The sequence below is a fragment of the Arthrobacter sp. Y-9 genome (assembly GCF_029690065.1).
Lineage (GTDB): Bacteria > Actinomycetota > Actinomycetes > Actinomycetales > Micrococcaceae > Arthrobacter_E.
This window is the reverse complement of the sequence record NZ_CP121463.1, coordinates 767,824-786,520: the sequence shown is the minus strand read 5'-3', so window position 1 is coordinate 786,520 and position 18,697 is coordinate 767,824. Positions and strand designations below refer to the sequence as shown.

General features: G+C 67.6%; 16 protein-coding genes and 1 tRNA gene. 11 read left to right on the top strand and 6 right to left on the bottom strand.

Translation table 11 applies throughout. From position 1 onward, the window contains the following. Positions 1-164 precede the first annotated feature (164 nt). Positions 165-965 (bottom strand): helix-turn-helix domain-containing protein, encoded by an 801-nt coding sequence (locus P9849_RS03505; protein WP_278268324.1) that lies wholly within the window; start codon positions 963-965, stop codon positions 165-167. Positions 966-1,278: 313 nt separating this feature from the next. Between P9849_RS03505 and P9849_RS03500 the strand changes: the two genes are divergently transcribed. Both P9849_RS03500 and P9849_RS03495 read left to right on the top strand, forming a co-directional pair. After that, entirely contained in the window at positions 1,279-2,808 is a 1,530-nt protein-coding gene (locus P9849_RS03500; protein ID WP_278268323.1) for a polysaccharide biosynthesis tyrosine autokinase, read from the top strand. Continuing rightward, the gene (locus P9849_RS03495) at positions 2,808-3,449 is read left to right on the top strand and encodes a low molecular weight phosphatase family protein (RefSeq protein ID WP_278268322.1); all 642 of its coding nucleotides are present in this window, start codon (positions 2,808-2,810) and stop codon (positions 3,447-3,449) included. Before P9849_RS03500 ends, P9849_RS03495 begins: the two co-directional genes overlap by 1 nt. On the opposite strand, the gene P9849_RS03490 is transcribed toward P9849_RS03495, so the two are convergent. Beyond that, entirely contained in the window at positions 3,427-3,867 is a 441-nt protein-coding gene (locus tag P9849_RS03490; protein ID WP_278268321.1) for a VanZ family protein, read from the bottom strand. The genes P9849_RS03495 and P9849_RS03490 overlap by 23 nt on opposite strands. 105 nt (positions 3,868-3,972) lie before the next feature. On the opposite strand from P9849_RS03490, the gene P9849_RS03485 reads away from it, so the two are divergent. From P9849_RS03485 to P9849_RS03475, 3 genes are all read left to right on the top strand, one after another. Beyond that, positions 3,973-5,058, top strand: coding sequence for an LCP family protein (locus P9849_RS03485; protein WP_278268320.1), 1,086 nt, complete (start codon positions 3,973-3,975; stop codon positions 5,056-5,058). Between the two features lie 59 nt (positions 5,059-5,117). After that, a complete protein-coding gene (locus P9849_RS03480; RefSeq protein ID WP_278268319.1) occupies positions 5,118-6,137 on the top strand; it encodes a MauE/DoxX family redox-associated membrane protein in 1,020 nt (339 codons plus the stop codon). A 298-nt stretch (positions 6,138-6,435) separates the two neighbouring features. Beyond that, entirely contained in the window at positions 6,436-7,068 is a 633-nt protein-coding gene (locus tag P9849_RS03475) for a hypothetical protein (RefSeq protein ID WP_278268318.1), read from the top strand. A gap of 85 nt (positions 7,069-7,153) precedes the next feature. Here the strand turns inward: P9849_RS03475 and P9849_RS03470 are convergent, their stop codons facing one another. After that, positions 7,154-7,978 (bottom strand): inositol monophosphatase family protein, encoded by an 825-nt coding sequence (locus P9849_RS03470; protein WP_278268317.1) that lies wholly within the window; start codon positions 7,976-7,978, stop codon positions 7,154-7,156. A gap of 30 nt (positions 7,979-8,008) precedes the next feature. On the opposite strand from P9849_RS03470, the gene P9849_RS03465 reads away from it, so the two are divergent. The 5 genes from P9849_RS03465 to P9849_RS03445 all read left to right on the top strand — a co-directional run bounded on the left by P9849_RS03465 (position 8,009) and on the right by P9849_RS03445 (position 12,747). Continuing rightward, positions 8,009-8,647, top strand: a complete 639-nt coding sequence (locus P9849_RS03465) for a hypothetical protein (protein ID WP_278268316.1) — start codon at positions 8,009-8,011, stop codon at positions 8,645-8,647. Between the two features lie 42 nt (positions 8,648-8,689). Then, a tRNA-Arg gene (locus tag P9849_RS03460) sits at positions 8,690-8,762 on the top strand. 121 nt (positions 8,763-8,883) lie between these two features. Next, positions 8,884-9,300, top strand: coding sequence for an NUDIX domain-containing protein (locus P9849_RS03455; protein ID WP_278268315.1), 417 nt, complete (start codon positions 8,884-8,886; stop codon positions 9,298-9,300). A gap of 418 nt (positions 9,301-9,718) precedes the next feature. Then, positions 9,719-11,275 (top strand): choice-of-anchor G family protein, encoded by a 1,557-nt coding sequence (locus tag P9849_RS03450; RefSeq protein WP_278268314.1) that lies wholly within the window; start codon positions 9,719-9,721, stop codon positions 11,273-11,275. Positions 11,276-11,379: 104 nt separating this feature from the next. Beyond that, positions 11,380-12,747, top strand: coding sequence for a copper amine oxidase (locus P9849_RS03445; protein ID WP_278268313.1), 1,368 nt, complete (start codon positions 11,380-11,382; stop codon positions 12,745-12,747). A gap of 20 nt (positions 12,748-12,767) precedes the next feature. On the opposite strand, the gene P9849_RS03440 is transcribed toward P9849_RS03445, so the two are convergent. Next, on the bottom strand, positions 12,768-14,729 hold the full coding sequence (locus tag P9849_RS03440; RefSeq protein ID WP_278268312.1) for an ABC transporter ATP-binding protein: 1,962 nt from the start codon (positions 14,727-14,729) through the stop codon (positions 12,768-12,770). A gap of 720 nt (positions 14,730-15,449) precedes the next feature. Here P9849_RS03440 and P9849_RS03435 point away from each other — a divergent pair. Beyond that, complete coding sequence (locus P9849_RS03435; RefSeq protein WP_278268311.1) at positions 15,450-16,202, top strand: aquaporin; 753 nt, start codon at positions 15,450-15,452, stop codon at positions 16,200-16,202. 31 nt (positions 16,203-16,233) lie between these two features. Here P9849_RS03435 and P9849_RS03430 read toward each other — a convergent pair whose 3' ends face one another. Together P9849_RS03430 and P9849_RS03425 are read right to left on the bottom strand one after the other, a co-directional pair. Continuing rightward, positions 16,234-17,643, bottom strand: a complete 1,410-nt coding sequence (locus P9849_RS03430; RefSeq protein WP_278268310.1) for a molybdopterin-binding protein — start codon at positions 17,641-17,643, stop codon at positions 16,234-16,236. 346 nt (positions 17,644-17,989) lie between these two features. Beyond that, positions 17,990-18,490, bottom strand: a complete 501-nt coding sequence (locus tag P9849_RS03425) for an HNH endonuclease (RefSeq protein WP_278268309.1) — start codon at positions 18,488-18,490, stop codon at positions 17,990-17,992. Between the last annotated feature and the right edge of the window lie 207 nt (positions 18,491-18,697).

Genomic DNA, 18,697 nt, shown 5'->3' with positions numbered 1-18,697 from the left:
GCCATTCCGGGAAAGTTGGCGCTTAACGACACAAGATCTGCGCGAAACGTGCTTTATGGCGATCTCTGCGACCTTGCTTTACCCCTCATCGTCCGAGGTCGAAGCGCACACGCCGCGCTCAGGAGAACGTTTTCGGGAGCCTCCTCTCGAATCTTAAAGCGGACTTATTCCGAGAGAGGGGTACGCACTTCACGCACTTCACGCATTTCGCGCGGTCCGCAGCCATAGAGTTCATCCAGCGCCCGCCGAAGAGCGGCCGTGGTGCCAAAGCCGGTCTGTTCCGCGATCTGCTGCACGCTCAGCACGTCGTAGCGGGAATCCGTCAAGAGGTTTTTCGCCAACCGGCCCCGCTGGCGCCGGATCTCGGCGGCAATGGAATTTCCGACCTCCGCAAAGGAGGCCTGGACCCGGCGCAGAGACGATTGCACGGCCTTCGCCACGGCCTCGGGATTCAACTGCTTGTCAGCGCATCGCTGAGCGATCACGGCCATGGCCTCGTCGCGCAACGCGGAGGACGCCGAGCCCGGCGCCCAGGACGAGCCGCAGTGTTCCAGCAGCACGCTTCCGGCCAGTTCCAGGACGATCTGCTCCGAGGCATAGTCCTCGATCGAAGATCTCCGATGCTCCACCGGATGTCCCATCATCGCGCGGATGAAACTGTGGGTCGCTCTGTCGAGCCTGGTCAGAGCGGGGAAGAACTGAACACCGGACAGTGCGTGCGGAGCGAACGTCTCCGCCGTGCTCCGGGACAGCCGGATCCGGTCGACGTCGCCGTGGTCACGAAACGGGGACCTCACCCCGGTCCCACCGGGAATGACCAGCAAGGCGTCACGGTGCTCCCTCGATGTCCCGTCCGCCGGATTCACGACGACTGCTCGGTTCAGAAAGAAGAGGTCCACCCACTCTGCGGGGAAAATCAGAGCCGAAAGCTCGCCCTCGAGGTGGCTGAGCACGATTTCCCCCACCACACACTCCGTGGCATTCCCCGCGTCGGGGTTTCCACTGTCCAACGACGGCGGCCCACCCGGCTCTGACTGGCTCACCAGAACATCTTGCCCTTCCACATTTCCCCCCACCAGGCGGACCACGAACCATTCGCCGCCCGCACATCACTTTGCCGCCAGCTCCGGGCGATTTTCGCCTCTAGCTTGCGACACCAATGTCAATCTCAAGTTATTGAGTAACACTTTAGATCCACGCGCTAGGATGTTCAGGATGCCAGGCCTCTGCACTGGCGCTGGGACTCTTTCTTCGCCGCACCACCAAGGGGATATGTACATGGAGCTGACCGATTACTGGAAAATTCTCAGGGCACACTGGGTTTCCGTCCTCGGCATCACGGTTCTGGGCGTCCTCGTGGCGTTCGGCTGGAGTCTGCTGCAGCCCAAGGTGTACAGCGCCGATGCCAGCGGCATCGTTTCGATCGGCGTGAACAAAGACATCGGAACTGCCATGGCCGGCGAGAGCTACTCCAAGTCCCGCGCGAAGTCCTATTTGGATGTCGCCAAGTCCAGGACCGTCGCCGAGCGAGTGATCACCGATCTGAAGCTCAAGGACATCGCTCCGGAGCAGCTCATCAGTCGAATTTCCGCACAAAATCCACTGGATACAGCGACGCTGAAGTTCACGGCTGAAGCGAACACGCCCGAAGGCGCCCGCGATCTTGCCGAAGCCTGGGTGAAAGCTGTAGGACAACAGGTTGCCCAGATCGAGAATGCCGGCGGAACCTCTAAAGAAAAGTCGATCGTCGTCTTCCAGTCGCTGGACTCGGCACAATTGCCCACTTCCCCGACCTCACCCAACACGAAGCTGGCACTGATCATCGGTCTCGCCGCAGGCTTCATCGTGGCGATCTTGTATGCGTTCCTGCGAAACGTCTTCGACCGCCGCGTCCGCTCCGCCGCGCAGGTGGAGGCGGAGACCGGGCTGTCCGTGATCGGCACGGTCCCCTTCAACAAGGACTTCGACAGCACCCACCGCATCGTCGCCTCACACGGCGGCAACGACCTGGACAACACGAGCCAGCAGGACCACGCCGTCGCGGAGGCGATCCGCGAGCTGCGCACCAACCTCCAGTTCATGGATGTGGACAACCCGCCGCGCATCATCGTGGTCAGCTCGGCTCTGCCGGGCGAAGGAAAGACCACCGTGGTGGCGAACCTCGCCCAGACCATCGCGGCTTCCGGCCAGCGCGTCGTCGTCGTCGACGGCGACCTCCGCCGCCCGACGGTGGCCAAGACGTTCGGCCTGCTCACCACGATCGGCCTCACCGACGTGCTGATCGGCCGGGCGAACCTGAACGAGGTCCTGCAGCCCTGGGGCGAGAGCGGCAACCTCTACGTCCTCGGCGCGGGCTCCGTTCCGCCGAACCCCAGCGAACTGCTCGGCTCCAATGTCATGCAGAAGATGCTGCAGGACATCGCCAAGCACGCGATCGTCCTGATCGACGCTCCCCCGCTGCTCCCCGTCACTGACGCCGCCATCCTGACGGCTCAGACGGACGGCGCCCTCGTGGTCACCCGCTCCGGGAAGAGCACCTACGACGAGCTCAAGCGCGCCCTCCAGAACCTGGAGCGCGTCAAGGGCCGTCCGCTCGGCATCATCATCAACGGCGTGCCCCGGAAGTCCGCCTCGGGCGCCGGGTACGGCTACCAGTACTACACGTACTACAACCGCAAGGATGCCGGCGACAAGTCGCCCCGTGCGAGCCACGTGCCGGCCACCGAGTCCACTCCGGTGAGCGAGACCGAGCCGGTGGAGCTCGAGCCGCAGCGCCACATGCGCCGTCGGGACCGTAGCAGGGCCTGATGTCCCGTTCCGCCGCCTCCGCCCGGAAGCCGCCGTCGACCGTCCTGACCGTGTGCATTGGCAACATCTGCCGCTCGCCCCTGGCCGAACAGCTGCTGAGGGCTCGCCTGGCCCAAGTCGGCCTGAGCGATTTTGAACTGCTCAGCGCCGGTCTCCAGGCTGTGGTGGGGGCGCCCATGGAGCCGTGGCCGGCCGCCCTGTCCCAGGAGTACGGGGGAGATCCCACAGGGGCCGTCGGGCGTCAGATCTCGGCGGAAATCGTGGGGGCTTCGGATCTGGTGCTGACCATGACCCGTGGCCAGCGCGACGACCTGGTCAAGCGCTACCCCACCGCCGCGCAGCGGACGTTCACCCTGGCGGAGTTCGGCCGGATCCTCGAGACGTTGCCGCCCGCGGAGGACAGCGCGACGGCGACCGACGCTCCATTATGGGGTCAGCCGACGGAAGCGGCGGCTGGCTCAGCCCTGAGCGGCGTGGTGCGCGCGGCGTCGTCGTCCCGTCATCTGGCGCCGCTCTCGGCGGAGGACGATGTGCAGGACCCGATCAACAAGCCGGAAGACGTGCATCGTGCGGTGGGGCGCCAGATCAGTGAGTTGACCCAGCGGATCGCCGCAGGCCTCAGCCGGCGCCTCGCGCACTGAGGCGGGACGTGATGGCCAGGAACGCCTTCAGCACCAGCACACCGGCCACAGTGCCCAGGGTGTTGGCGATGACGTCAGACAGAGCTGTCACCCGGCCGGGAATCACCAGCTGCAGGAGCTCGATCGCGGTGGAGAGAACGGCGCCGCTGAGCACCACGGCCCAGCTCGGGAAACCCGGACGGGTCAGCAATCGGAGGAAGAATCCCCACGGCATGAACAGCACGATGTTGGACAGGAACTCGACCGCCACTTCGGTCGGCTGATGGGGGATCCCGACCGTGGAGAGGACATCGGCGATGACGGAGACGAATCCGGTCACATGGCGCGCGTCATCCGCCGGGAGAAGCACGACCAGAAGGAGCGCCACCATGTACAGGGCGAACACCCCACGGGCCGAGGCCAGCCATCCGCGCGTCATGGAACACCTTTCTCCGACGGAACGACTTCAGCAGGCTACAGGACATGACCACCTGATCACGCCGGGAGGATCCTCTCTTCCCGCCCGAGCAACACCGAGGAAGCCATGAGCCCCACAGATCTCCCGTCGGAATCCTCCGCGGACTCGACCCCCGACCCGTCGGCGGAGCCCCGGAGACGGAAGAAGCGGGTCGTCCTCTGGACCCTGGTCAGCTTCGCCACGATCGTGGTGCTGGCCGGCGTGGCCGCGTTCATCTACATCGCCGGTCTGATGAACACCTTCGACTCCAAGACGGCCAAACTCCCCTCGGCATTCCCCGCGGAGAGCCAGCGGCCCTCCGTCACCAAAGTGGGCGACAAGGCGGCGGTCAACATCCTCCTGGTGGGTTCGGACAGCCGCGGTGCCACGAAGGACACCGCCGAGGCCGGAAACGCCTCGGACCAGCGATCCGACAGCCTCATGCTGTTCCACGTGCCCGCCGACCGGAAGAACGCCTACCTCATCTCGATCATGCGCGACACCTGGGTGCCCATCGCCGGGCACGGTGAGGCGAAGATCAATGCGGCCCTGGCCTTCGGTGGGGTGCCGCTCCTGGTCCAGACGGTCGAGGGTCTCCTCAAGCAGAGGATCGACCATGTGGCCTTCATCGACTTCGAGGGCTTCAAAGGGCTCACCGACGCGGTCGGCGGCGTGGACGTGGACGTGCCCGTGGCATTCACTTCGACCGGGTACGGGAAGAAGGGCGTCTACTACCCCAAGGGCACCATGCACATGGACGGAACGACCGCCCTGGCCTTCGTCCGTGAGCGGTACGCCTTCAACGATGGCGACTACCAGCGGGTGCGCGACCAGCGGATCTTCCTGCGTTCCCTGATGAACAAGATCGCCAAGCCTGAAGTCCTCGCCAACCCGGGGACCCTCAGCTCGATCGTCAACGAGATCTCCCCGTTCATCACGGTCGACTCGGCGCTCACCGGGCAGAAGGCCGGAGAGCTCGCGCTGGACCTCAAGGACATCCGTCCGTCGACCACGGTCATGTTCACGCTTCCCACGCTCGGAACCGGCTGGTCCCCGGACGGGCAGTCGATCGTGAACCTGGACACCGCAAAGGCGGCTGGTCTGGCCGACGCATTGAAAGCCGGGAAGATGCCCGATTTCGTGGCGGCCAATAATCTGAAGAACGGCAACTGAACATTTCCACCGCTTTCGTGCACGCACGGAAACCGCACTAAGGAATCAGTGGAGGAACTTTGACACCGGATGCGCTCGTCCTCGCCCCGATCGGTCTCGCGGCCGTTCTCGTCCTGAGCGGGATCGCCAAACTGCGAGACCGCGAATCCACGCTCAGCGTGGTGACGGAACTCCGCCTGCCGGGATTCCTGCGCCATGACTATTTCGCATGGCTGCTGCCCTGGAGCGAAATCGTTCTCGCGGTTCTGCTGCTGTCCCCGTGGCAGGGCGCCTTCACGATCGCCGCGATTCTCTCGCTGGGTCTGTTCGTCGCGTATTGGGCGGTCATCGCCCGTGCCCTGACGTTCGATCCCCGGCCGAATTGCGGTTGCTTCGGCCGGATCGGGGATCAGAATGTTTCGGTCAAGACGCTCGTCCGGAATTCCGTTCTGGTGCTCCTCGGCGCCCTCACGCTCTGGCTGGCCCTCAGCGGCAGCACCGTCCCGGCCGTGATCGGCCGAGACTTCATGGTTCTCTGGTGGATCGCCGACGTCGCGCTGCTCGTGGCCCTCACGGTGCTGATCGTGACCCGGCCGGGGCCAGACCAGCCCGGCCCCGCGCCGCTCGCTGCGAGTGGAAGCACGGGCGCGGATGCGTCGGATCCCGAGGACGACGACTACGCGCGCGACCCGATTCCCGCGGCCCTGCTGCAGTCCGAGGACGGCGGGGTCCAGACGCTGCGGGAACTCGCATCGGCCAAAGCCCAGCTTCTGGTGGCTTTCAACTGTGTCTGCAAGCCGAGCCACGTGGCGGCCGGCAAGGTGGCCGAGTGGAGCGAGCGCCTTCCCGAGGTCGATGTGAGGATCCTCAGCACGGTGCCCCACAAGCCGCTCCGTCGCTCCATCCCGACGGCCGAAGGCGTGCTCTACGACCACGAGAGCCTCGCCTGGAGGGCACTCGGCCTGACGAGTTCCCCATCCGCGGTGCTCCTGGGCGCGGACGGCTATCTGGCCGGCGGTCCGGTGGAAGGCCTCGACGAAATGGAGAGTTTCGTCGAGGAGATAGCGGAGGTCCTGCGCGAGGCAGCAGAGCAGCGCTGACTCTCCGCGCATTACCTTCACCTGCGAATTTCAGAACGACGACGTCGGCGGCCGGCCCGCCGGCGTCGTCGCATTTCCGGGCTTCCTGCGAGGCGACCGGAAAGGGGCTGCGGATTTTCCCGGCCTACCGGGAAACAGTCCCCTTCCAGACCGGCTCCGAGAGACGCCTATCAAATACGTATGACTATCTGTCGCAGACTTTTAAATCATTGACAAATGGCTCTGACATCGTGATACAACTCTCTAGAAGCCGGAATTAGGGATCCGGCTCATCACCCGCATCTTCCAGGAGCCAATAATGAGTAACGAGACGAGCAAGTCCGTCGAGCGACGCCGGGTTCTCCGCGGCGCGGCATGGGCTACGCCGGTGCTGGCCGCGGCCATCGGCACCCCCGCAGCGGCCGCCTCCGGCGGTCCCGTCTGCCCCACCTGCATCCAGCCGGGCGTCCTGCTCGGCGGCGCCACCACGAGCCAGTCCGTCGTGGTCGGCAACACTGGCGCCCTCGCCTTCGCCGGCGTGTTCGGCATGGATTCCAGCAACTGTAATCTGAACCTGTTCCAGCCGCTCTACACTTCCGTGGTCACCTCGGCCACGCTGACCATGAGCGACGGCAGCACCCACACCGGCACAGGCCTCGGCACCGCCACCGGCACCTTCGGTCAGATCGGGGCACTCCCGGGCACCTGGCTGTTCAGCGGGATCAACTTCCCCTCCGGCACCTATGTGCTCAACAACAACCCGGTTCGCCCCACCCGCGTCACCGCCACGGTGAACGTGATCCTCGTGGGCCTGCCGTCGCTGCTGCAGATCACCTGCCCCGTCACCCTGACCTGGGACCTCAACGTCTTCGCCACGGGTGTCGTCACGCCGGCCTTCCTCGGCGGCACCGGCACCCTCAACTACACGGGCACCGCAACTCCCGTCCTGTAGTAGCTGTCAGAGACACGCAGAGGGCCCCAGGCATCCGCCTGGGGCCCTCTGCGTGTCGGGTGCGCCGGAAATCCGGCCTGGGAGCTCAGCCGCCCACGTGCGTGGTGAGCATCGCGGCGCGCAGCTGCGCCACCGCCGTCGTGCTTCCGGCCAGGAACCAGCGGAGGCCGTTGACCGTCACGATGTCCACCGCGCCACCCGACGCCAGCACGAGCGCGGCGCCCGGGAACCAGTCCCAGTCGGGGCAGGAGTGCTGGAACCAGCAATCGATCTCGCCCTGAGCCACCCGAGAGAGATCGCAGGAACCCGAGCCCAGCATCCTCAGGGACGCCGCGCCAACGGCCGCCGCGTGCCACGGCATGGCGCACAGCGGATCCTGCAGCCAGGTGGGGTGGATGTAGGTCGCGGCGCTGGACTCGGCCAGATCCTTCCCAGCCGGACCGCTCAGCGGCCTGCCGTTGAGCGTCGCGGGATGGCCCTCCCCGCCCAGCCAGAGCTTGTCCTCCTCCGGCTGATGGACGGCTCCGAGCAGCGGTCGGCGCGCGCCGTCCTCCTCCGTCACGAGTGCGACGGTGGAGCACCAGTACGTGGAGCCGCGCAGGAAGTTGTAGGTGCCGTCCACGGGGTCGATCACCCAGGTGCGGCCACTCACGGAAGGATGGGCCGAGCCCTCTTCACCGAGGATCCCGTCGTCCGGACGGCAGCGTCGGAGCTGCTCCACGATGTACGCCTCGGCCGCGCGATCGGCCTCGGTCACCACATCGGCGACATTCGTCTTCTGCTGTGAAGTGACCCCTGCCGCACGCATCAGCTGCGCCAGCGAGCCGGCCTCCCGGACCAGCACTTCCGCCAGGGCGGCGTCGCTCAGAGAAGGGTCAGGGTTGGCTGTGCTGTGGCTGCCGATGCTCATGCGTCCAGCGTATCCGCGATAATGGAGGACATGTCCAAAACGCCTGCCCAGCGCATCAAGAAGCACGGCTCCCGGGCCGACGTCCCGGACACCGCTCCCCCGCCGGTGATCAACCCGCTGAAGCAGCGCGCCACGCCGGGACAGCCCGCGCAGCAACCGCAGTCGAGCGCGAAGATGCTGATCATCGCCGCGGTCGTCGCCGCCTTGTTCATGTTCTGGTACCTGCACCTCATGGCGCTCTCGCAGATGACGCAGCTCAGTGGCGGTCTCACCATGCCCGATTCGCGGGTCTTCGGCTTCGACGCCGCCGCCATCGACCAGCTGCGCAGCGCCATGGACGATGCCGCCCGCGGCCAGCTCAACTGGGTGCACAAGACCGCCGGCATGCTGTTCCCGCTGCTGTTCGGGCTGGCCTGGGCCCTGGTGATCGGGGTCAACACCACCCGCTCCTGGTTCCGCACCGTCCTCTGGTCGCTGACCGGGCTGTTCGTGGTCGTCCGGATCATCGGCAACTTCGCCATCGACGGGCTGTTCGCAGCGGCCGCGCCGTCCGACGGGGCCGTCGCCTGGGCCTCGACCCTGGTGGTCATCGGCTGGGTGCTTTTCGTGCTCTGCCTGGCGAGCGCGGTCCTCGTCCTGCTGCCTCGCCGGAAGAAGGCCCAGGCCTAAGCCCGGTCATCGAGCTTGTATGCTTAAAGGCGTTGTCCGCCCGCCCTCGTAGCTCAGGGGATAGAGCACGGCTCTCCTAAAGCCGGTGTCGTTGGTTCGAATCCAATCGAGGGCACACAGAGTTCGACGCCGGAACCGCGGCACGCAGCAGCGTGCCGCGGTTCCGTGCCTTTATCGAGGGTGGTCGCCCTACGCCGTGAACTCCCGTTCGCCGGGGCTTGCTAGGGTACTGATCCATGAGTTCACCGCATTTCCTCACCGTGTCCGCCGTCTGTGTCTACGACCAGGAAGGGCGCCTTCTGACCGTCCGGAAGCGTGGCACGGAGAAGTTCATGCACCCCGGAGGGAAGCCTGAGCCCGGCGAAACCGCGGCGCAGGCGGCAAGCCGTGAACTCGAGGAGGAAGTCGGCATCACGATCCCTGCCGACGATCTTCAGCACCTCGGAACCTGGGACGCGGCCGCGGCCAACGAGGCGGACACCGTCATCAAGGCCAGCGTGTTCACCGCACCGGGTGTCTGGGAGGCCACCCCCGCCGCGGAGATTGAGGCGATCCGCTGGCTCGACCTCGACCGGGAGTGGCCCGGCGACCTGGCTCCGCTGCTGACCGAGCACGTCCTTCCCGCGCTCCTGGAGGCCCGCGGAGAGCGCTGAGCAGGCGTCCGTCACCGGCGCGCGGTGCACCCGTCGCCTGAGAAAACCGTAGCGCCCGACGCACCCGACGGCTCGCGATCAGGAAAAGGCCCCCGGAAGCCCTTCGGCTTCCGGGGGCCTTTTCCGTCGCCAGAGCCGCTGGTGTCACACCATTCCCGGGCTCCGGACCGTCATGAATTCCCCGGCACAGCGAATTCCGGCATGTGAAATTCTCATCCCGGGACGTGCTCCGTCCCAGGTCCAGGGCCGGTCCTGAAACGGCACCAGGCATTCTGGTCCGACCGTCCGGGATATTCCGAAAACACCTGGATGTGGACACTTATTGACACCGATTTACCAAGATGTCAACGTTTGTGATGTCAGTTCCAACACCCATTGAGAGAAATCTCAAGGTTCATTCACTCCTAAGGAATCTGTCATGACCCCATCACCGCACTCTCATGCCTCCATGCGATGGCAGCAGGGCCGGCGTCTCGGCGCCGTCACCGCCGTCGTGGCACTCACCACGGTGAGCGCCGGCCTCTCCCCCGCCGTCGCGGACACCCCGTCGTCGTCCTCGGCCTCCTCCGCCCCCGTCTCGGTGTCCTTCACAGGGAAGAACGCCGTCACCTGGGGCGGCAGCTCCGCGGCCTACCCCTCCAACCCCGGACCCAACTACGGCTACGTGCCGAACGACGTGCAGCTCGGCTCCGCGAGCACCAGCATCGGCGGCTCGTCCGTGGCGCTCTCCAGCCTCGTCCGGCTGGACTCCGGCGGCCTGCTGACCAGCATCAGCCAGGCCGGCTCGGCTCTCAACTCCCGTGGCGCATCAGGGGCGCTCGGGCAGAACTTCACGTTCCCGACCACCGGTGATCCGTCTCAGGCCGCGCACATCGATCTGATCAAGGCCGGCGCCGGGTCCACCATCCCGGCCGGCCTCGTGGACAGTGTGACGCTCGACCTCGGTGCCTTCGCCTCGGAGACCAGCTTCGTCAACGGACGTCTGCAGGATCCGGACGGCGTCGGCGGACCGGGCCGGTACCGCGTGGGCCAGGCCGACGTCACCGTGAAGTCCTCCGCCGTGAAGAACGCCGCCGCCCAGCTCTACAACGGTCTGGGCGCCGTGGACCGGAAGATCGAGCAGATCGTCAACCAGGGCATTCCGCTGAACAAGCTCAACGGCCTGCTCGGCGTCGTTCTTCCCACCCCGACCATGACCGTGCAGAGCAACACCCGTGACAAGGTGTTCTCGAAGCTGCTGGCGCAGCCGCTGACCTCCAAGAACAAGCTCGTCACCATCGATCTGTCCACGGGCACCGTCAAGGTCCACCTGGATCAGCTGGCCTCCGGCGGGCTGAACTCGCAGAGCCCGAACAAGGAGCTCATCGATTCCAAGGACTACCCGCTGATCGCTCAGACCGTCCACGATCTGATGCATGACGCCACCAACATCGCGGTCGGCGCCGTGGAGAACTCGCTCGACGCCGTGAAGATCAAGCTCAGCTGGGTCGGTCCGCTCCTCCTGAGCCCCAACGGCCTCAACATCACCTGGAGCTTCACACTGAAGCAGGCCGCGACGGGCACCCTCCCGGCGCCGGTCAACAACAGCAGCGGGCTGCTCGGCGGAGTGGTGGGCACGCTCGTAACCACCCTGGCCAAGTCCGCCAATGTGGTCGGCACGGTCTTCCGGCCGGTCTACAACCTGGTGATCGCCAATGCCGGCGACGGCGTGTTCGATCTGCTGATCAACCAGATCAAATTCGGGTTCACCTCGACCGTGGTGAACATGCTCCAGCCGGTCTTCACCGCGGCCACCCAGGTGGTCTCCGTGAAGGTCAACAGCCAGAGCACCGAAACCTGCACCCCGGCGGGTGGAGTCCCGGTGCCGAGCTCGCATTCGCTCTCGGCGCTGAGCCTGTCTTTCCTGAAGTCCGCCGACGGCGCACGTCTGGATCTGGGCAAGTCCACCGCCAAGGCGACCCCGGCCGGCTGCTGACCGCTGCCTGTCCGAACCGAGGGTGTGCCGTCGCAGGACGGCACACCCTCGGTGCGTCCGCTGCCTGACGTGTCGTCGGGCCCCAGAAATCTCCAGGAGGAACGGTGACCCGAAGGAACAAGCTCCTTCTCACTCTTGCCACCGCGGTTCTCGTGTTCCTCGGCGGGTGGGCCGGGGGAACCCTCGCGGCACCCGGCCACACTGCTTCCGCGGAGCCTACAACGGCGTCGTCGTCCGCGGCGCCCGAGGCCGCTGCCCCGGAGTGCGGCGACGGCGCGAAGGCCCTCACGCATCGTTTCCCGGCCGGCAGCTCCTGGAGCATGTGCTGGAGCGTCGATCCGCAGCAGGGCCTCACCCTCACCAAGGTGAGCTACACGGCGCCGGGTAAGGAGGCGCTCCCGGTCGTCCAGGAGATCTCGCTCTCGCAGCTGGAGGTCCCCTACGACACCGGCGCCCGGACCACCAAGGACACCACCGAGCACGGTTTCGGGGGACGCAACATGAAGACGCTCGGCTCGGCCGAGTGCTCCGGCACGAGGGTCGCCGCGACGCTGCCCGACTTCGGCACGGGCGCGGTCGGCGGGTCGGAGACGCGCGAGGTGCTCTGCACGGAGGAGGTCGACGCCGGTCTGGGCCGCCGCAGCGAGTACACCGGAAGCCCGGTCGCCCAGCGTGGCCGTTCCTTCGACATCAGCACGCTCTCCGTGGTCGGCTGGTACGAATACCTCTCCCTCTACCGCTTTGGCGAAGACGGCAACATCACCCCGCGGCTCGGCGCCACCGGCGACCTCTCCCCCGAGGACTACTCCCACGAGGCGGCGCACGGTTCACCCGTGGGACCGGGCACGGCCGAAGCCGCCACGAGCCACAGCCACAATGCGGTCTGGCGGATCCACTGGGGGCTCCCGGGACCCCAGAGGGTCCAGGAGTACAACGCCGACTTCACGGGGCAGCGGGGCAAAGACGCGGCGATCGTGAACGGCACGTTCACCCCTCTCGTCACAGAGACCCAGCGGCTCCGGAATGACCGCCGCTGGTGGCGGGTGCTCGGTGATGCCAAGAACCAGGACGGCCACCAGATCTCCTACCGTGTCCAGCTCGATCAGAGCGACGGGTACACCCCGCACAGCCACGGCGACCACGCCGGCCAGGCCGGGCCCGGTGCAGGCGACGCGGCCTTCGGCTACGACGTGGCGTTCACCCAGTTCAAGGACTGCGAGCGCTACGCCACCCAGAACCTGTCCGCCGGCTGCCCCTCGTCGGGGATTCCGCAGTTCGTGTCCGGGGAGAAGCTCGACGACGTCGTCTCCTGGGTGGCCGTCTCCTATCACCATGTGCCGCGGGACGAGGATCAGAGCCCCATGGACGTGCACTGGCAGGGATTCTCCCTCCAGCCCCGGGACGCGTTCAGCCAGAACCCGCTGACACCCCCGGAGCGCTCTGCGGTGAACGGGGAACCCGCGGCCAAGTGATGCCCGGTGCTCTCAGCGGCTCAGCCCTGTGCGGGCCGGCCGCTCTCGCCGCCCTCTGAGGAATCCGGCTCGAGGTCCTGGCCGGCCTCCTGGAGGGCGTCGTGGGCCTCGGCGAACTGCGTCGTGTACAGCTCGGCGTAGCGTCGGCCGGCGCTGAGCAGCTCGGTGTGGGTGCCGCGCTCGACGATCCGCCCTCCTTCGACCACCAGGATCTGGTCGGCGTCCCGGATGGTCGACAGACGGTGGGCGATCACGACGGCGGTCCGCCCACTCAGCGCCGCTGCGAGCGCCTCCTGCACCGCGGCTTCGTTGGCGGAGTCCAGGGCTGCGGTCGCTTCGTCGAGGATGACCACACGCGGGCCGGCCACCAGGAGGCGGGCGATCGTCAGGCGCTGGCGTTCGCCGCCGGAGAGACGGTAGCCGCGCTCCCCCACCACGGTGTCCAGGCCGTCGGGCAGCGACCGCACCATGTCCTCGAGCCGGGCCTGGCGGAGCGCGTCCCACAGTTCATCATCGCTCGCGTCCGGGCGCGGGAGCCGGAGGTTCGAGCCGATGGTCTCGTGGAACAGGTGTCCGTCCTGCGTCACCATGCCGACGCCCTGGCGCAGGGAGTCGAAGCTCAGCTCGCGGACGTCGACGCCATCGCCCGGCTGGGAGCCGCCCAGCAGCACCGCCCCCGAGTCGACGTCGTACAGCCGCGCGAGCAGCTGCGCGACGGTGGACTTGCCGGCGCCCGACGACCCGACCAGTGCCACGGTCTGGCCCGGCTCGGCGCGGAAGCTCAGACCATGCAGCACCTCCTCGCCCCCGCGGGAGTCCAGCACCGCGACGTCCTCCAGGGAGGCCAGGGACACCTGCTCGGCGGACGGGTAGGAGAACCGGACGTCCTTGAACTCGACGGCGAGCGCCCCCGTGGGCAGCGTCCGCGGCTGCTCGACCTCCCGGATGATGGGCCGGAGGTCCAGCACCTCGAAGACCCGCTCGAAGCTCACGAGCGCGCTCATGATCTCCACGCGCGCGTTGCTGAGGCCGGTGAGCGGCACGTAGAGGCGCGTGAGCAGCAGCGCCAGCACGACGACGTCGCCCGCTCCCAGCGTCCCGTGCAGCGCCAGCCAGCCGCCGACCCCGTAGACGAGGGCCAGCGCGAGCGCCGAGACGAGTGTCAGGCTCGTGACGAACGTGAACTGCAGCATGGCGGTGCGGACACCGATGTCCCGCACGCGATGCGCCCGGGCTTCGAACTCCCGTGATTCATCCGCGGGCCGGCCGAAGAGTTTGATGAGGGTGGCGCCGGGCGCCGAGAAGCGCTCCGTCATCTGCGTGCCCATGGAGGCGTTCTGCGCGGCGGCTTCACGGCGCAGCGCGGCGAGTCGTCCGCCCATGAGCCGTGCGGGCACCAGGAACAGCGGGAGCAGGACCAGCGCAAGGAGGGTGACGAGCCAGGATTTGTCGAGCATGACCACCAGGGTCAGCGTGAGGGACACCAGGTTGCTGACCACCGAGGACAGTGTTCCGGCGAAGGCCGCCTGCGCGCCCACGACGTCATTGTTCAGTCGGCTGACGAGGGCGCCCGTGCGGGTCCTGGTGAAAAAGGCGACCGGCATGCGCTGCACGTGGTCGAAGACGGCGGTGCGGAGGTCCAGGATGACGTCCTCGCCGATCGTGGCGGAGAACCACCGGACCAGCAGCCCGACCCCGGCTTCGGCCACGGCGACCACCGCGATCAGCACCGCGAGCCTGACCACCAGGTCGACGTCCTTGCCGGCCACGATCGCATCGACCACCTGCCCTGCGAGCAACGGCGTGGCCACGGCCAGGAAGGCCGCCACGACGGAGAGCAGGATGAAGCCGACCAGACGCCCGCGGTGCGGCACGGCGAACGCCAGCACGCGCCGGATGGTCTCCCGGGAGAAGGGGCGCCGGCCTTCCTGCGCACGGGAAAGGTTGTAGAGGGAGCTCATCGCCGCCCGGTCCATACTCATGGCTTGTCCTCCTCGGACGTGATCCGGCGGCCAGGTTCCGCGGTGAGGCCGTTCCGGGACAGGGAAAAACCCGCCGCTCCGAACTTGGGGGGTATCCGGCGCGGCGGGCTCCGGGCAGAAACTCTAACAGAGGCGCGAGAGACGGCGCAAAGCTCCGTCCGGTCCCCGAGCGGGGCTCCGGGATCCGGCCTCGACGGCGGGCTTCGTCCGCGCTCCCTGACCGAGGTCCCGCAGCCGAACTAGTCAGTACGCGAACCTTTACCAAACGGTGATCTGATCACGGATGTGTTTTGTACAGAACCTGGGATAATAGAAAACGTGTGATCGTGGCGTCTGGGGAGGCGCTCACACATTGGGGGGATGAGCGGCGGCGAACCGGGGGGTTCGCCACCGCTCAGCCTTTTAACGGCGCCTTCACGCCGCTGGAACGTCTGCGAAACCCTCCGCCGGTCACGCTGCGCACGGCTCTGTGACCTGTTTGACGTCAGATCGTCAGTTTCCGCCGGCCGTGTTCCGCCTCGCAGGCCCGCCTCCGACACATCCCCTCCCCTGTCCGCGGAACATCCGGTCAGGGCTGATGACCCACTCCCGAACAGTCACAACTGCCTGCTTACAGCCGTGACGAGGGCCGGCCACTCGTGATTATTGGTCCAGACCACGGCGATCCCTAGCATGGGCATGTTATCCACCCTTAATTGTGAGTTATTCGAAAGAGGAAACATGTCTGAGTCAATGACGACTGCTGCTCCCTCCGTGGCCGCCAAGCTCGGAGCCGAGATCGTCGGCACGTTCTTCCTGGTCTTCGGTGTCATCGGCACCGCTCTCTTCACCGCAGGATTCGCCGCCGGCGAGGGCGGTCTCAACGTCGGCTTCCTGGGCGTCGCCCTAGCACTCGGTCTGTCCGTGATCATCGGGGCGTTCGCCTTCGGGCCCATCTCCGGCGGCCACTTCAACCCGGCTGTGACGCTCGGTCTCGCGGCCGCAGGGCGCTTCGCCTGGAAGGACGTCGCCGGATACCTCGTGGCTCAGGTGACCGGGGCCGTCCTCGGAGCCACCGCGCTCGTCGCCATCCTCGCCGGCGGCAAGGACGGCGCCCTCTCCGCAGCCCAACAGGGCGGTTTCGCGTCCACCGGCTGGGGCGAGCTGTCCCCCGGCGGTTACAACGCCGTGTCGTTCTTCATCGCCGAGATCGTCGCGACCGCGCTGTTCGTCACGGTCATCCTCGCCGTCACCGGCAAGCGAGGTGCGGGCAGACTGGCGCCCCTGGCCATCGGGCTCACGCTGGTAGTCATCGCCCTTCTGGCCATCCCCGTCACCAACGGATCCTTCAACCCGGCCCGCTCCATCGCCACCGCCGTCTACGGAGGCCCGGCCGCGCTGGCACAGCTCTGGGCTTCGATCGTGGCGCCGATCGCCGGTGGCTTGATCGCAGGGTTCGCCCACAAGGCGCTCTTCGAGGGCGAAGCGAAGTAACGACTGGCGCGTCCGGCTGGAGGGCGCCGGGTCAGGACCCGTCGGGGCCGCTGCTCTCCGGCCCCGGCGGGGTTCTGAGCGAGTCCCAGTCCTGGGCCGCCCAGTCGATCGGCCCCGAGTTCCTTGCGGCTTTGGGAGCACGCTTGCCGTCGGGTGAGGCGGCGTCGGCACGCGACGACGGCGAAGCCCCCGGCCTGGTCGGCTTCGTCGGCTTCGGGGCGCCCGTGCCCCACTCGCCGTCCTTCCACGGCAGAGGGAGAGCCATCAGCTCATCCCCCATCCGGACGCCATGGGGCGGGACCACGAGCAGCAGCTCGGCATCGGCCCACTCGGCCAGGCCGTAGCGAGGCCCGCACGGGGAAGCCATCCCGAAGACCGTATGGCCGGGCAGCAGCCGCGTGGGGCGGAGCTCAGCCTCCACGGCACGGCCGGAGGGCACGGGACGGAACGCCCGGACCTCACGGCGTCCCAGAGCGGCAAACAGCGGCTCCCCGAGCAGCGCCAGAGCGGCCAGGGCCTCGGCGGGTGTGCCCGGCAGACCTAGGACATGGCGCCCGTCCGGCAGCACCCCGGCCACAGCGGTCTGCAGCGGGTCGCAGGACACACCGTCCACCACGTACTCCACACCCAGCGCCTCCAGCGCTTCACGCAGGTGGTCCGCCTCGCCCGCTCCGGTCCCACCGACCGTCACGACCACGTCGACGGGCGCCGCCGCGCCGTCGGCGTCCTCCTCCAGCGCCGCACGCCACTCAGCCGCCGTGCCGGCGATGCGGACCCTGTTCTCGACCAACACACCCCAGGCGTCCAGCAGCGGAGCGAGGACCGGCCCCAGCGCATCGCGGTCCTCTCCCCAGCCGGGGCGGCCCTGCGTCACGAGGCGTCCGGACTGGATCACCTGGACCCGCGGCTTCGGCACCGCAGCGACCGTGTCGAAGCCTGCCCCGGCCAGCAAGGCCAGACGCAGGGGGTCGAGGACCGCGCCGCGGGCCAGCAGCGGCGCACCGGTGGTGAGTCCCTGGCCGGACGGAGTGATGTTCTCGCCATTGCGGGGCGCTCCGGGACGGGCGCCCGGCGCACGCTCGACGACGGCGAGCCCCTCCTCATCGAGCGCCACCCGGGCGTCGTGGAGCGCCAGCACCCCCTTGCCACCGGGCGGCAGCGGCCGGCCCTTCTCAACCCGGCTGCTCTGACGCCCCGCGAGCCGGTCACCCGGCTCCGCGATGACCCAGGGAGGGGTGCCATTGACGGCCCAGCCGTCGAGCGCCGCACGGGGCCCGGACGGAAGTTCATCCTCCGCGAAGACGTCTTCGGCCGCAAGGAGTCCGACCGCCTGCGCCAGAGGGACGTGCACCGCGGGCAGGGCCTCCACCCGATCCTGCAGCAGGGCCCGCGCCTCGTCCCAGTTCAGACGCACCGCGCGGCTCTCGTCACGCTCCGTCATGACCGGCCTGTTCCAGGGCCGAGCCGGCTCAGAGAAACCTGGTCCGGGGCAACCCGGCCCGGGGCAACTCGGCTCTGGGCAAACCCGTTCGGGAAAAGGCGGCGGGACATCGCCGCGGCACTCCGCTGGATCCGTGACATCGGTCCGTGCCTCCCTGTTCGTCGTCGCTTTCGCCACCCGGCCCCAAAGGCTGGACACTCCAGCCTAGAACGGGAGCCGGAGGCGCGCCGGTCCCCCACGGGTCGTGTCGCCGTTCTCAACCTGGACCAGGACGATGAACCGGGCACGCCGAAAGCCGCCACGACTCACGGCACAGTGACCCGCCGGCAGGCAGGGAGCGGACGGCTCAGGCGGCGTCCTCGGCAGGGAGGTAGGCGCTCCACTCGGGAGTGGGCTTCTCCAGCTCTTTGATCTGCCACATGGTTCCCACGGGCGGGCGCGGACTGAATCTCAGGTGCCAGCCCATCTCCGACGGTGTGTGGTCCCCTTTGGTGTTGTTGCACTTCAGGCAGCACGCCACGAGGTTCTCCCAGGAGTCCCGACCGCCGCGCGACCGCGGCAGGATGTGGTCGATGGTGTGGGCGGCCTTGCCGCAGTATCCGCAGCGATGCCCGTCACGGCGCAGGACTCCTCTCCTGCTGACCGTCGAGACCACGTTGTGCCGTGGTCTGATGTAGCGGTTCAGCAGGATCACCGAGGGCCGGCCCAGGACTTCCCGAGGGCCGACGACGGGTTCGCCGCCCTCCGAGACCACGCTGGCCTTTCCGGCCAGCACGAGGACCAGCGCCCGGCGGAAGGTGACCACCGCGAGCGGTTCATATCCAGCATTCAGAACGAGAGTGCGCATGCACATACCTCTTCACGGCCGCACCCGGCAGGGGCACGAGGGCCGGCTGCCCCCGGCGTGTCCGGGCTATGGATCGACGTAACCAGCCTAAACACGCCCGGGCGCGTGCGCGATGCCCTGGACCATATTGCGGACGTGTCGTGCGAAAAATTCACCCCTCGTTGGGGCGTCCGACAGCTGACGCCTCAACGACAGAAGGACCCCGCC